Origin of the sequence: Burkholderia seminalis, assembly GCF_001718535.1 — a bacterium.
Classification (GTDB): domain Bacteria; phylum Pseudomonadota; class Gammaproteobacteria; order Burkholderiales; family Burkholderiaceae; genus Burkholderia; species Burkholderia seminalis.
Genome location: NZ_CP013398.1, coordinates 3,037,912 through 3,052,103, shown reverse-complemented (window position 1 = coordinate 3,052,103; position 14,192 = coordinate 3,037,912). Strand labels below are relative to the sequence as shown.

13 protein-coding genes are annotated in these 14,192 nt (G+C 69.8%); 8 read left to right on the top strand and 5 right to left on the bottom strand.

All coding sequences use genetic code 11. The features are described from left to right. Positions 1–8 precede the first annotated feature (8 nt). Entirely contained in the window at positions 9–662 is a 654-nt protein-coding gene (locus WJ12_RS13825) for a COG4648 family protein (protein WP_059557119.1), read from the bottom strand. 547 nt (positions 663–1,209) lie between these two features. On the opposite strand from WJ12_RS13825, the gene WJ12_RS13820 reads away from it, so the two are divergent. From WJ12_RS13820 to loiP, 5 genes are all read left to right on the top strand, one after another. Beyond that, positions 1,210–1,494 (top strand): phosphopantetheine-binding protein, encoded by a 285-nt coding sequence (locus WJ12_RS13820; protein WP_080287884.1) that lies wholly within the window; start codon positions 1,210–1,212, stop codon positions 1,492–1,494. 95 nt (positions 1,495–1,589) lie between these two features. Continuing rightward, a complete protein-coding gene (gene fabG / locus WJ12_RS13815; protein ID WP_034189595.1) occupies positions 1,590–2,306 on the top strand; it encodes a 3-oxoacyl-ACP reductase FabG in 717 nt (238 codons plus the stop codon). 86 nt (positions 2,307–2,392) lie between these two features. Next, positions 2,393–3,604 (top strand): chorismate transformation FkbO/Hyg5 family protein, encoded by a 1,212-nt coding sequence (locus WJ12_RS13810; protein WP_059557105.1) that lies wholly within the window; start codon positions 2,393–2,395, stop codon positions 3,602–3,604. Between the two features lie 128 nt (positions 3,605–3,732). Beyond that, complete coding sequence (locus tag WJ12_RS13805; protein ID WP_034189593.1) at positions 3,733–4,515, top strand: glycosyltransferase family 2 protein; 783 nt, start codon at positions 3,733–3,735, stop codon at positions 4,513–4,515. 201 nt (positions 4,516–4,716) lie between these two features. After that, positions 4,717–5,478, top strand: a complete 762-nt coding sequence (loiP, locus tag WJ12_RS13800; protein ID WP_034189592.1) for a metalloprotease LoiP — start codon at positions 4,717–4,719, stop codon at positions 5,476–5,478. Positions 5,479–5,594: 116 nt separating this feature from the next. Here the strand turns inward: loiP and WJ12_RS13795 are convergent, their stop codons facing one another. Genes WJ12_RS13795 through WJ12_RS13780 form a run of 4 tightly spaced genes read right to left on the bottom strand, consistent with a single transcriptional unit; the run spans position 5,595 to position 10,316 of the window. Continuing rightward, positions 5,595–7,301 (bottom strand): lactate permease LctP family transporter, encoded by a 1,707-nt coding sequence (locus WJ12_RS13795; RefSeq protein ID WP_059557106.1) that lies wholly within the window; start codon positions 7,299–7,301, stop codon positions 5,595–5,597. A 50-nt stretch (positions 7,302–7,351) separates the two neighbouring features. After that, positions 7,352–8,797 carry a LutB/LldF family L-lactate oxidation iron-sulfur protein gene (locus WJ12_RS13790; protein WP_059557107.1) on the bottom strand — a complete coding sequence of 482 codons (1,446 nt, stop codon included), beginning with the start codon at positions 8,795–8,797 and terminating at the stop codon, positions 7,352–7,354. After that, positions 8,794–9,519: a LutC/YkgG family protein gene (locus WJ12_RS13785; protein WP_059557108.1), complete on the bottom strand. Its 726-nt coding sequence runs from the start codon at positions 9,517–9,519 to the stop codon at positions 8,794–8,796. The genes WJ12_RS13790 and WJ12_RS13785 overlap by 4 nt, the downstream gene beginning before the upstream one ends. Further along, the gene (locus WJ12_RS13780; RefSeq protein ID WP_059557109.1) at positions 9,516–10,316 is read right to left on the bottom strand and encodes a (Fe-S)-binding protein; all 801 of its coding nucleotides are present in this window, start codon (positions 10,314–10,316) and stop codon (positions 9,516–9,518) included. Before WJ12_RS13780 ends, WJ12_RS13785 begins: the two co-directional genes overlap by 4 nt. A gap of 128 nt (positions 10,317–10,444) precedes the next feature. On the opposite strand from WJ12_RS13780, the gene WJ12_RS13775 reads away from it, so the two are divergent. The 3 genes from WJ12_RS13775 (at position 10,445) to WJ12_RS13765 (ending at position 13,937) form a co-directional block, all read left to right on the top strand. After that, the gene (locus WJ12_RS13775) at positions 10,445–11,161 is read left to right on the top strand and encodes a FadR/GntR family transcriptional regulator (protein ID WP_059557110.1); all 717 of its coding nucleotides are present in this window, start codon (positions 10,445–10,447) and stop codon (positions 11,159–11,161) included. Between the two features lie 214 nt (positions 11,162–11,375). Then, positions 11,376–13,001 carry a phospholipase D family protein gene (locus WJ12_RS13770; protein ID WP_059557111.1) on the top strand — a complete coding sequence of 542 codons (1,626 nt, stop codon included), beginning with the start codon at positions 11,376–11,378 and terminating at the stop codon, positions 12,999–13,001. Positions 13,002–13,163: 162 nt separating this feature from the next. Then, the gene (locus tag WJ12_RS13765) at positions 13,164–13,937 is read left to right on the top strand and encodes a class II aldolase/adducin family protein (protein ID WP_059557112.1); all 774 of its coding nucleotides are present in this window, start codon (positions 13,164–13,166) and stop codon (positions 13,935–13,937) included. The last annotated feature ends 255 nt before the right edge of the window (positions 13,938–14,192 follow it).

The following is a 14,192-nucleotide window of genomic DNA, read 5'->3' as shown; positions in this document are numbered from 1 at the left end:
TCATGAATTCATCGTGACGCCTGCGACGCGTGTGCCGTCGCGCGGTACGCGCGCACCGCGTCGGCCATCCGGGGCCGCGGTTCGTGCGGCAGCGCGAAGCGCCGGCACGCATGCTCGGCGGCGAACATCACGGCGACGAGCGGCAGCGACAGGTAGTTCGCGAACGTCGACCACGTGACGATCGGCGCGGTCGCGAACAGCAGCGTCGACACGGCGGCGGTCGCGACGAAGAACAGCGTCCACGCGAGCGTGATCCGCCGCGTGTAACGCGCGACGGCCGGCGTGACCGTGCCGTGGATCATCGCCGCGAAGCGCGTGCACAGCGGCACCTGGCCGGCCGCGAGCGTGCGGCCGAACAGCAGCGCCATCGCGAGGTTGAAGCTCGCGTGTTCCAGATACAGGCCCCATTCGAAGTGCCGCGCGAGCGGCGCGCGAGCCCCCCACAGCGCGGCGGCGGCCAGCAGCCACGCCGGCACGAGCCATGCGCGCCGCGGCGAACGCAGCGCCGCGCCGAGCGCGAGCAGCAGCGGCGGCACGAGCGCCATCGCGAGCCCGAAGCCGTGCGCGCCCGGCGTCGCGCTCGCGTAGTGCGCGCCGGCCTGGTAGGCCGCCACGGCACCGACCGCTGCCGCGCCGCGCAGGACCGACAGCAGCCGGCTCATCGGCCGCCTCCGTGCGCACGGCGCGGGCACCGGGCCGCGGCCGCGGCACGGCGGCGGACGGACAGGCGAACCGGAACGGAGCGGAAGGGCGGACGCGGCATGACTGGAGACATCGGGCGGATCGTGGCCGGACACGGTGGTCGGGTCGTCAAACATCATATGAATGGCGGCCCGGACGCGGGTCCGGGCCGGTGGTCGGGCACGCTCATTTTAGGGCCGCGGCGCCGCGCGTTCGGGGCCGGTGCGACCGGGTTTTGTAACCGATTGTATGGCACCGGACGAACGGTTTCGCGGGGTCGGTCCATTTCCATCCAAAGCGGCTCAAGCGTCTCGTGCATTCGCGTCGCGAAACGGGCCGCGGCGCCGGCTCGCCAGTCTGTAACCATTCACGGTATACGCCCCGATACCCTTCGTCTAGAATCCGCGTAACTTTTACAAACCATCCCCAGACAACGCAGGCGGGGAAGCCGGCAGACGCCGGAGGGACGGAGATTGGCACGCGCCGGGCGTGCACGACGGTTGCCTTTTCCGGGCGCCTTCCGCTGCCATGGGCCGCCTGCCCGCACGCATGATGAACGCACTGGAACAAGAGCTCGCCACGCTGATCATCGGCGAACTGAATCTCGAAGACGTCCCGCTCGACACAGTGACGGCCGACACTCCGCTGTATGGCGAAGGTTTCGGGCTCGACTCCATCGACATCCTGGAAATCGCGCTGCTGATCTCGAAGAAATTCGGCTTCGAACTGCGCTCGGACAATCCGGACAACCAGACGATCTTCGCGACGCTCGGCGCGCTGGCCGCGTACGTCGCCGCGCATCGCACGAAGTAACGGTGGCGCGCAGTGCATGACGGGATGCGGCGGCGATCGGCGTACGGTTCGCCGTCGCGTCGATCGAGGTGAAACGCGATGAACGGAGCAATTCGATGCGGGCGCTCGTGACGGGCGGCAGCGGCGCACTCGGGCAGGCGATCTGCACGGCGCTCGCGCAGGCCGGCCATGAAGTATGGGTGCATGCGAACCGCCATCTCGCGCAGGCGGAGGCGGTCGCGCAGCAGATCGTCGCGGCCGGCGGCAGCGCGCATGCGATCGCATTCGACGTGACCGACGCCGAAGCGACGCTCGCCGCGCTGAAGCCTTTCATCGACACGTCGCCGGTGCAGATCCTCGTCAACAACGCAGGCATTCACGACGACGCGCCGATGGCCGGCATGTCGCAACGGCAATGGCACAGCGTGATCGACGTGACGCTCAACGGCTTTTTCAACGTCACGCAGCCGTTGCTGCTGCCGATGATCCGCACGCGCCGCGGGCGGATCGTCAACATCGCGTCGGTGGCCGGCGTGACCGGCAATCGCGGGCAGGTCAACTACGCGGCCGCGAAGGCGGGGCTGATCGGCGCGACGAAGTCGCTGTCGCTGGAGCTCGCGTCGCGCGGCATCACCGTCAACGCGGTGGCGCCCGGCATCATCGAATCGCCGATGGCCGAACAGGCGTTTCCCGCCGAACGCATCAAGCAGCTCGTGCCCGCGCAACGCGCGGGCCGGCCCGACGAAGTCGCGGCGATGGTCGCGTATCTGGTGTCCGACGCCGCGGCTTATGTGACGGGGCAGGTGCTGTCCGTCAACGGCGGTCTCGCGTGACGACGCGCGCCGCGTCCGTCGCGTAACGCAACGCGGCGCAGGGCCGTGTTGCCGCGCGGCCCGCGCCGCATAGTGAGGAAATCGAAGTGTCCGTGCATCCCGTCGACGCCGAACGGCGCTCGTGTTCGCCGCCGTCCGCCACCGCGCCGTTCGCGCATGGCGGCGACCGCGCGCTGCGGCTCGTCCAGATGAGCCATGCGCGGCTCGTCGCGTTGCTGCATGCCGCGCGGCTCGACCACGTCGTGCCGGGCGCGCTGGGCGCGGTGTGCATCGGCGCGGCCGGCTCGCATGCCGATGCCGCGCAACGGATCCTTGCCGATACCGCGCCCGACCTGCCGGTCGCACCGGTGCGGATGGCGCTGCTCGGCGCCGATGCCGCGCCGCACGACGCCGTCTGCGAAATCTGGCAATGCGATGCGCGCGACCTGCGCAGCGAACGGCGCGGCGCGCTGCACTACCGCTACAGCGAAACGGCCGGGCTCGTGTTCGGCAGCCTCGTCGTGCAGGAGACGCATGTCACGCACAATGCGTATGACGGCGGTACGCCGCTCGAGCGCGCGACGTTCGATGCATACCGCATGCTGTTCGACCTGCTCGATGCGCTCGACATGCCGCATCCGCTGCGCATCTGGAACACGGTGCCGGCGATCAACGCGGTGCAGTTCGGGATCGAGCGCTATCGTCAGTTCAATATCGGCCGCCAGCAAGCGTTCGACGCGTGCCGTCGCGCGCTGACGGGCGGCGTGCCGGCCGCGTGTGCGCTCGGCTCGGTCGTGCCGGTCGCGGGCGATGCCCCGCCGGCCGCGCCGCTCGCGGTTCATTTTCTCGCGAGCCGCACGCCGGCCGATCCGGTCGAGAATCCGCGCCAGGTGAGCGCGTACCACTACCCGGCGCAGTACGGCCCGCGTGCGCCGACGTTCGCGCGCGCCGCCGCGTGGGCCGCTGGGGCCGCGGCGCCGGTGCTGTTCGTATCGGGTACCGCGAGCATCGTCGGGCATCGCACCGTGCATCACGGCGACGTCGTCGCGCAGACGCGCGAGACGGTCGCGAATCTCGCGGCCGTGCTCGAGCAGGCCGCGCGGCAGGGGCATGGCCCGTTCTCGCTCGCCGACCTGAGCTATCGCGTCTACGTGCGCGACGCCGGCGATGCCGCGGCGCTCGCCGCGATCGGGCGCGTGCTGCGCGACGCGGCCGGGCCACGCGTGCGGCCGCTGTTCGTGCACGCGGACGTGTGCCGCGACGACCTGCTGGTCGAGATCGAGGCCAGTGCGGGACATGCAATGGAGTGGCTGTCATGAAGCGCGAGAACCTCACGATCCGGCAACCGGCGAATGGCGTCGACGATGTCCTCGACGAAGCCTGCCGACGTTCGCCGGCAAGTCATAAAATTTTGTCAGGATCCCCGTCTTCGCAATCGGCTGTTTCCATGTCCAAGCTGCACGCCTCGTCCACCCATCTCGTGCTGATCCCGAGCTACAACCCGGGTGTCAAGGTCGACACGACCGTGCGCCAGGCGCGCGCGCGGTGGAACCCGGTGTGGGTCGTCGTCGACGGCAGCACCGACGGGAGCGCCGAACGGCTGCAGGCGATGGCGAAGCGCGATCCCGGATTGCGCGTGATCGTGCTGCCGGAGAATCGCGGCAAGGGCGCCGCGGTGCTCGCGGGGCTCGACGCGGCGGCCGCGAGCGGCTTCACGCACGTGCTGACGATGGATTCCGACGGCCAGCATCCGGCCGACCTGATTCCCGCCTTCATGGCCGCGTCGCAGGCCGAGCCCGACGCGATGGTGCTCGGCGTGCCGAAGTTCGACGCGAGCGCGCCGCAGCTGCGCGTGCAGGGCCGCCGGCTGTCGAACGCCTGGGCCGACCTCGAGACGCTGTGGGCCGGTATCGGCGATTCGCTGTACGGGTTTCGCGTGTATCCGGTCGCGCCGCTCGCGGCGATCATGCGGCGCCAGCCGTGGATGCGCGGTTTCGACTTCGATCCCGAAGCGGCCGTGCGGCTGTGCTGGGCCGGCGTGCGCCCGATCCGCATCGACGCGCCGGTGCGCTATTTCGGCCGGCACGAGGGCGGCGTCTCGCACTTCCACTATGGCCGCGACAACGCGCTGCTCGCGTGGATGCACCTGCGCCTGTTCGCCGGTTTCGCGGTGCGCCTGCCGATGCTGGTCGCGCGGCGGTTGACGCGGCGCAGCAACCAGACCGCCTGAGCGGCGGCCGGCCCGGTTTCCGTCCCGAACGTCGCCCGGGGGCGACGATTGCTCCGTTTTTGTCGTCAATTCGGTGACGAATCGCGTCTTCATTTCAATTCATAGAGTAATGAAGGTGTCATCCGATGTAAACATCTGGTAATTTTCTGCCGGATTATGCAAAATCGCCGCTCCCAAATACAACTATCGAGGGATTCCGGGATGCAACTCAAGAAAGCGGTGGCGGCGTGTGGCGTGGCGTTCCTGTTGAGCGCATGCGGCGGGGTACAGAGCCTGGACGCGAACAGCCTGACGTCGGCGGGGACGAACCTGTACAAGGCGGCGACGCTGTCGGACAGCGACATCGCGGCACTGTCGAACGAATCGTGCAAGTCCAGCGACGCCGAGTCGAAGATCGCGCCGGCGAACAGCGCATACGCGAAGCGCCTGACGAAGGTGATGAAGGGCTTCGGCGACATGACGCTGAACGGCCAGAAGATCAACTACAAGGTCTACATGACCAAGGACGTCAACGCGTGGGCGATGGGCAACGGCTGCGTGCGCGTGTACAGCGGCCTGATGGACATGATGAACGACGACGAGCTGCGCGGCGTGATCGGCCATGAAATGGGCCACGTCGCACTGGGCCACTCGAAGAAGGCGATGCAGACGGCGTACGCGGTGAGCGCGGCGCGCAGCGCGGCCGGCGCGGCATCGCCGGGCGTCGCGGCGCTGTCGAGCTCGCAGCTCGGCGACATCACCGAGAAGTTCATCAACGCGCAGTTCTCGCAATCGCAGGAAAGCGCGGCGGACGACTACTCGTTCGACCTGATGAAGCAGAAGGGCATGAGCCAGAAGGGCCTCGTCACCGGCTTCCAGAAGCTCGCGCAGCTGGACGGCGGCCAGAGCTCGATGATGAGCTCGCACCCGTCGTCGGCGAGCCGCGCGCAGCACATCCAGGATCGCATCGCGAAGGGCAGCTGATCGCGCGACGCGCATGACGAATCGCCGGCCCGCGCCGGCGATCGGCACGCGAAACGAAAAACCCCACGCCCGTTCGGGCGTGGGGTTTTTGTCTTGTGGGGCCGCCGGTGCGCCGCTTACGGCACCATTCCCGGCAGCACGTACGCCTGTACGAGCGTGATCAGCCCGACGATCACCGCGAACAGCAGGCTGTGCCGCACCGTGAAGCGGAACAGCTCGGACTCCTTGCCGACGAGGCCCGTCGCCGCGCATGCGACCGCGATCGACTGCGGCGAGATCATCTTCGCGGTCACGCCGCCCGTCGTGTTCGCGGCGACCGCGAGTGTCTCGGGCACGCCGAGCTGGTGCGCGGTGGCCTGCTGCAGCGAGCAGAACAGGGCGTTCGACGAGGTATCGGAGCCCGTCAGGAACACGCCGAGCCAGCCGAGGAACGGCGAGAAGAACGGGAACGCGGCGCCGGTCGCGGCCAGCATCAGCGCGAGCGTCGACGACATCCCCGAGTAGTTCGCGACGAACGCGAACGCGAGCACGAGGCCGATCGACAGGATCGGGCGCGTCAGCTCCTTCAGCGTCTCGCCGAACGTGACGAGCGCGTCGCGCGGCTTCATCTTCAACAGCGCCATCGAGATCAGCGCGGTCACGAGGATCGCGCTGCCGACCGCCGACACCAGATCGATCTTCAGCACCGCGTCGAGCGCCTTCGGCGTCGCGGCGATCGGGGCGGTCTTCACGACGAGCCGATCGAGCCCGGCCACGTGGAACTTCAGCACGGTCGACGCGAGCGCGCCGTGTGCGGCGAACAGCGCCTTGAACGGCGCGAGGCTCCAGACGGTGACGACGGCCGTGAGAATCAGGAACGGCGACCACGCGCGCACCGTCTGCGCGAGCGTGTACGGCGACGCCCGGCGGCTCGTGCCGGTGCCGAAGCCGGTGCCGCTCGCGCCGAACCCGGCCAGCGCCGCGCCGCCGCCGGACGCGACGAGGCCGCCGGCCGGCTGCCGCGCGGTGCGCGGCTGCCACGCCTTCAGGAACGCCGCGAGCGCGACGAGGCTGACGAGCGACGACGTGATGTCCGGCAGCTCGGGCCCGATGTGGTTCGACGTGAAGTACTGCGTGACCGCGAAGCTGCCGCCCGCGACGAGCGCGGCCGGCCAGGTCTGCCGCACGCCGCGCAGTCCGTCCATCATGAACACGAGCCAGAACGGCACCGCGAGCGACAGCAGCGGTAGCTGGCGGCCGGCCATCGCGCCGATGTGGAACGGATCGATGCCCGTCACCTGCCCGGCGACGATGATCGGGATGCCCATCGCGCCGAACGCGACCGGCGCGGTATTTGCAATCAGACACAGTCCTGCCGCATGCAGCGGCTTGAAGCCGAGACCGACGAGCAGCGCGGCCGTGATCGCGACGGGTGCGCCGAAGCCGGCGGCGCCTTCGAGGAATGCGCCGAACGAGAAGCCGATCAGCAGCATCTGCAGGCGCTGGTCGTCGGTGATCGACAGCACGGACGCGCGGATGATGTCGAACTGGCCGGTCTTCACGACGATCTTGTACAGGAACACGGCCGCGACGATGATCCATGCGATCGGCCACAGGCCGTAGGCGAAGCCGAAGCCGGCGGCCGCGAGCGCCTGCGGCACGGGCATCCCGTACGCGAGGATCGCGACGCCGAGCGACAGCAGCAGCGTGATCGCGGCGGCGACATGGCCTTTCATCCGCAGTGCGGCCAGCGCGACGAAAAAGAAGATGATCGGAATCGCGGCGACGAACGCCGACAGCCCGAGGCTGCCGAGCGGCGTGTAGATCTGATGCCAAACCTGCATGGGTGTCTCCTCCATGGATTTATCGGGGTACGGGTTTGAAAGCGGGGGCGCTATTCGGGCTGGCCGCGGGCGCGCAGCAGGTCGGACAGGCTGCGCGGCGCCGGTTCGAGCGGCGTGCGGTGCTGCGTCCAGCCCATCTGTTTCGCGGGCGTCAGCGCATGCAGGCGCGTCGCGGCCCAACGGAACGCGCGGTACGCGCGCGGATGCGCGAACGCGCCCGACCAGAAGCGCCACACGAGGTCTTCCGCGCGGTTGTAGTTCGCGCCCTGGCCGCGCAGCGGATGCGCGACGGGTTCGTCGGGCTTGCGGTTCGCCTCGGTGCGCAGCCGCACGAGCAGTTGCGGGATGGGGATCCGCACCGGGCACACCTCGCCGCATGCGCCGCACAGCGTCGACGCGGTCGGCAGGTCGGCCGTCGCGTCGAGGCCGAGCAGGTGCGGCGAAATGATCTTGCCGATCGGGCCCGGGTAGGTCGTGCCGTACGCGTGGCCGCCGATGCGCGTGTAGACGGGGCAGTGGTTCATGCACGCGCCGCAGCGGATGCATTGCAGCGTCGCGCGCAGCTGGTCGTCCGCGTATGCCTGCGTGCGGCCGTTGTCGAGCAGCACGAGATGCAGCTCGCGCGGGCCGTCGCGTTCGCCGTCGCGCCGCGGGCCCGAGATCAGGTTGAAGTAGGTCGTGATCGCCTGGCCGGTGGCCGAGCGCGTGAGCAGGCTCGACAGCGGCACGATGTGCTCGAGCTTCTCGACGACCTTCTCGATCCCCATGATCGCGATGTGCGTGTCGGGCACCGTCGTCGACAGGCGGCCGTTGCCTTCGTTCTCGACGAGCCACAGCGTGCCCGTGTCGGCCGCCGCGAAGTTCACGCCGGACAGGCCGATGTCGGCTTCGGCGAATGCGCGGCGCAGCGCGCGACGGCCGGTCTGGATCAGCTCGTCGACGTCCTCCGTGTAGCGCGTGCCGGGGATGTGTGCCTCGAACAGCTCGGCGATGTCGCCGCGCGTCTTGTGGATCGCCGGCATCACGATGTGCGACGGCTTCTCGCCCGCGAGCTGCACGATGAATTCGCCCATGTCGGATTCGATGCAGTCGACGCCGTGCTCCGCGAGGTAATGGTTCAGCTCGATTTCCTCGCTCGCCATCGACTTGCCCTTGATCACGCGGCGCGCCTTCCTCGCCTGCGCGATGCCGAGCACGATCGCGTTCGCGTCGGCGGCCGTCTCGGCCCAGTGCACGTGCACGCCGGCCTCGGTGAGCTTCGTCTCCAGCCGTTCGAGCAGCGCGGGCAGTTGCGCGAGCGCGTGCTGCCGCACGGCTTCGCCGAGATCGCGCAACTGCTGCAGTTCGTCGTCGTCGGGGAATTGCGTCGCACGCTTGCCCTGCAGGAAGTCCATCGCGCCGCGAAAGCTCCGGCGCAACGCGGGATCGTCGAGCGCGGCGCGCGCGCGGCTCTTGAAGTCGCCGGGGGCGACGAATTGCAGCGTGTGGTCGCTCATCGCGGCGGCTCCTCGCAAGCGGGTGCGGCCGACGAGGCGGCCGAATCGGTGACGATCACGACCCACAGGCGGCGCGGGCCGTGTGCGCCGTAGGCGAGCGTCTGCTGGATGTCGGAGGTCTTGGACGGGCCCGACACCAGCACGAGGTTGGTCGGCATGCCGGCGTGCCAGCGTTCCGCCCGGACGGCCGCGTGCAGGTCGGCATGCAGCGTGTTCGCGTGGACGAGCGCGACATGCAGCGGCGGCACCAGCGATACCGTGCGCGGCGTGCCGGCATCGGGCGCGAGCACGACGGTGCCGGTGGCCGCGATACCGGAGCGCGCGACGGTGAAGCCCGCATCGATCGTGTCGAACAGCTCGGCCTTCCATGCGTCGATCGGCCGGTCGAACGGCACCGGGGCGACTGCGTCGGGCAGTGCACGGGCGAGCGCCGCGGATTCGGCGCGCGCCGGGTCGAGCAGCAGACGGCGCACGCCGGCGTCGGCGAGGCGCGCGGAAAGCTGCGCGGGCCATGCGTCGGCGCTCGCGCACCAGACGTCCGCGTGCGATGCGGCAAGCGCGGCCTGCATCGCCTGTGCGAGTGCCTGCGGGTCGCGTCCGGTCGAGGTGCGGCGCCTGTCGTAATGCGTGTCGATGCGCGCGTCCAGCGCGGGGGCGGCCGTTGCGGCGACGCCCGGCGAGGCGGCGCGCAGGCGCGCGAGAATCGCGGCGCGCGCGCTCATCGCTTGTCTCCGCGCAACGAGGCGGCGCCGGACGTACGGCGCCACAGGAAGCTCGCGAGATGCTCGACCGGCAGCGGCGCGCCGGCCTTGGCCGCGGCGTGGCCGATGTTCAGCAGGCAGCCGCAGTCCGCGGACACGAGCCGGTCGCAGCCCGTCGCGCAGGCCGACGCGACCTTGTCGCGCACCATCGCGCCGGAGATGTCCGGATGCTTCAGCGAGAACGTGCCGCCGAAGCCGCAGCACTCGGATTCGCGTTCGTGCTCGATCCGGGTCACGCCGGGCAGCGCGTCGACGAGCGCGACGCCATGGACGCGCGTGCCCATCTCGCGGCGGGCCGCGCACGACGTGTGCAGCACGACGCGCTCGTCGGGCCCGGCGCCGGCCGTGGCCGCGTCGAGCCGTACGTCGAGTACGTGGACGAGGAATTCCGCGAGTTCGTAGGTCCGTTCCGCGATCGCGCGGGCCTTCGGGCCGTTGACGGGATCGTCCGCGAACAGCGCTGGCCAATGGTGCCGGATCATGCCTGCGCACGAGCCGGACGGCACGATCACGGGCCACGGCTCGGCGAACAGGTCGAGCTGCGCGGCCGCGACGCGGCGCGCTTCGTCGGGATTGCCGCTGCTGTAGGCCGGCTGCCCGCAGCAGCTCTGGCGGCGCGGATAGTGGACGGTCAGACCTTCGCGCTCCAGCAGGCGGACCGCGTCGAGCCCCGCTTCGGGGACGAACAGGTCGACCAGGCAGGTCGCGAACAGATAGACGTGCGCGGGGACGGCGGCGGGGTACTGCCTTTCGTTCATGTCTCGCTCCAGGGGCGACGGCCCGGCATGCGGGTCGACGATTTCGCTGCATAATTCCCGCGACGGCGCCGCGGCTCAAATTGGTTGGGCCAATCGGCGTGACAGGCATTGAGCGGGGAGAGGCGGCGATGGCAGCGATGACGGCACGGGGCCGGACCGAAGTGGTGATGCGCAAGATCGAGACGGCGCTGCTCGACGGCACCTGGCCGGCCGGTGCGCGGCTGCCGGCCGAGCGCGTGCTCGCGCAGCAGTACGGCGTCGCGCGTAATACCGTGCGCGAGGCGACCCAGCGGCTCGTCGCGCGCGGGCTGCTGCAGAGCCGGCGCGGCGCGGGGGTCTACGTGACCGACCAGTTGCGCGCGGGCATCGCGTCGCCGTGGGGCCAGCTGGTCGCCGATCATCCGGCGCTGCGCGACGACATCCTCGAATTCCGCCGCGTGCTCGAAGGCGCGACCGCTTATTTCGCCGCGCTGCGGGCCGATGCGAACGACCGGCGCCGGATCCGCGCGCTGCTGCGCGAACTCGAAACCGCGCACGCGAACGACGACGCGGCCGTCGAGGCCGCGACCGACGCGAAGCTGCATGAGGCGATCGCGCGCGCGTCGCACAACACGATGTTCCTGCACCTGCATACGAGCGTGATCGGGATGCTGCGCGAGCACATCTCGATCAACGTGGCGGGCATGACGATGGAGGACGAGCAGGCGTCCGAGCTGCTGTTGCAACAGCACCGCGTCGTGTGCGACGCGATCTGCGCGCAGCGGCCCGAAGAGGCGCGCACCGCGATGCAGACGCATATCGACTACGTGCGCAGCCATTTCGAGCGCAGCGGCGACGCGCGGTGAGATTGGTCGGACCACAACCGCTAGAGGCGCGTCCAGCCGGCGGCTCGGGCATGCCCGGGCGTCGCCCGCCGGCAGCCGGCGGCGCGCGGGCCGCCGTGCGCCGCCCGCGCGATTGACCGGGTCGTCGGCCGCCCACTAGAATCGGCCGGAGCGGCGCGCCAGCCGCGCGCCGCGGCGAATGCGGACCGTCGTTCCGCCAGTCGAGGAAGCTCCCGTGCTCACGTCCTTCATCCGGCGCGCGCCGGCCGCGCCGTCATGGCGTGCCGCATGCCGCCCGGCCCGTGCGCTGGCCGTCTGCGCACTGCTGTCGCTCGTCGCCGCGTGCGCGACGCATCCACCCGCCACCACCCTCGATCGCCCGGTTTCGCATGCGTTGCCGCCCGACACCGCGACGCCGCTGCGCGACGCGCTGGCGGCACCCGAGGCCGCGCATCCCGGCCAGTCGGGCTTCCGGCTGCTGGCCGATGGCGCGCAGGCGCTGCAGATGCGCATCGCGCTCGCCCGCGCGGCGACGAAGACGCTCGACATGCAGTACTACATCGCGACCGAGGACACGACGGGCAAGCTGCTGCTCGCCGCGGCGCTGTACGCGGCCGATCGCGGCGTGCGCGTGCGGATGCTGGTCGACGACCTGAATTTCCGCGACATCGACCGCGTGATGGCCGCGCTGAACACGCACCCGAACATCGAGATCCGCGTGTTCAACCCGTTCGGCGCGTCGCGGCAGAGGATGGTCGAGCGCACGACCAACTTCTTCACGCGCATCGACAGCTTCACGCGCCGGATGCACAACAAGGCGATGATCGCGGACAACCAGCTCGCGATCGTCGGCGGCCGCAATCTCGGCGACGAATACTTCAGCGCGAGCCCGACGCTGCAGTTCCGCGATCTCGACGTGCTCGCCGCCGGCCCGGTGACGAACGACGTTTCGGCGAGCTTCGACACGTACTGGTCGAGCGCGAGCAGCTATCCGCTGCGCGTGCTGAATCACCAGTCGTTCGATCCGAAGGAACTCGACGCGATGCGCGACGGGCTGCGCAGCCACTGGCGCGAGAACGCCGAGCCGTACAACGCGAAGCCGCTGAACGCGACGCCGCTCGCGCAGCAGATCGCGCGCGACGAGCTCGGGCTCGTGTGGGCGCCGGCCGAGTTCAAGGTCGATGCGCCCGACAAGGTCGCTCGGCCGACCGACGCGTACGTCAGCCCGCCGATGCAGCGCCTCGTCGAACTGACGCGCGGCGCGCAGCAGGAATTCCTCGCGTTTTCGCCCTATTTCGTGCCGCACGACGCGGGCGTGAAAATTCTCGGCGACACGACCGCGCGCGGCGTGCGCGTCGCGATCCTGACGAATTCGCTCGCCGCGACCGACGCGGTCGCCGTGCAGGCCGGCTACGCGCCGTACCGCGTGCCGCTGCTGCGGCACGGCGTCGAGCTGTACGAGTTCAAGGCGCAGCCGGGCCGCCAGCGCCCGCGCCTGTTCGGGTCGCGCTCGCGCGCGAGCCTGCACGCGAAGGCGTACGTGATCGACCGGAAGATCCTCGTGATCGGCTCGATGAACCTCGACCCGCGTTCCGCGCACCTGAATACCGAACTGGCGCTGGTGATCCACAGCCCGGCGCTTGCCGAGCAGGTCGCGACGATCTTCGCGCGCGTGACGCAGCCGGACGAAAGCTACCGCGTGAGCCTCGCCGCGCCGGCGGGCGGCGGGTCGCCCGAACTCGAATGGACGGGCGTCGACGACGGCCAGCCGGCGACCTATCGCGTCGATCCGCACGCGGGGCTGATGCGCAACCTGATGACGGGCATCTTCACCCTGCTGCCGGTCGACGATCAGCTTTGAGCGCCCCGGCAAACAGGGGGCGGAAGCGCTCCGGCTAAACCCGCGTTACCGGGGCGCGGGGAAGGTGATATGGTTGTGTGCGCAACTATATGGGCGTGCGTGACGATGCCGCGGACGGCCCGTGCCGTGCGCGCCGCGCGCACCCGCAACCGGAGTTCCCCCATGCAACGTGTACCGAACCAGCCGTTCACGCGTCCCGCCCGCTTCTCCGAAGCCGAATGGCAGGCGCGCGTGCAGCTCGCGGCCGCCTACCGCATCTTCGACCACCTCGGCTGGACCGAGCTGATCTACAACCATATCTCGCTGCGCGTGCCGGGCGAGGACGGGCATTTCCTGATCAATCCGTTCGGGCTCCATTACCGCGAGGTGTGCGCATCGAACCTCGTGAAGATCGACATCGACGGCAACGTGATCGGGCATTCCGACTGGCCGATCAATCCGGCCGGCTTCACGTTCCACAGCGCGATCCATGCGGCGCTGCCCGATGCGCATTGCGTGATGCACGTGCACACGACGCCGACGATGGCCGTGTGCTGCTCGCGCGACGGGCTGTCGTTTTCCAATTTCTATTCGGCGCAGCTGTACGGGAAGATCGCGTATCACGACTTCGAGGGCATCACCGTGCATCTGGAGGAGGGCCGGCGCATCGTCGAGAGCGCGGGCGGGCGGCCCGTGCTGCTGCTGCGCAACCACGGACCGGTGACGATCGGCGCGACGCTCGCGCAGACGTTCTCGCTGATGTGGCTGCTCAACCGCGCGTGCGAGGTGCAGGTCGCGACACATGCGATCGGCGGCGCGCTGCCGATCGCGCCGCCCGTGCTCGAGGGGTGCGTGCGCGATTCGCTGAATTTCGATCCGAAGCACGGCGCGGGGCAGGATGCGTTCGACGCGCTGCAGCGTATCGTCGATCGGATCGATCCCGGCTATCGCGCGTGACTCGACCTGGCGCGGCTGCCGGCGGCGCATGCAAAAAAAACGCGGCCGGGTGGCCGCGTGAATACTCGCAGACTCCTTCGGACGAAGGAAACAAGCAACTGTGAGACGAAGTGTAGCGAAAGCCCGCGCGCGGATTCAGCCGTCGGGTTGCAAAGGTCCGTTCCAGGTTGACGCAGACTGACGCAACGCTGCCGGTCGCGGCGCGGTGACGATTCGCTGCCTGGCCGTTCGGCGGACTCCCGCAACGGCGGCGAT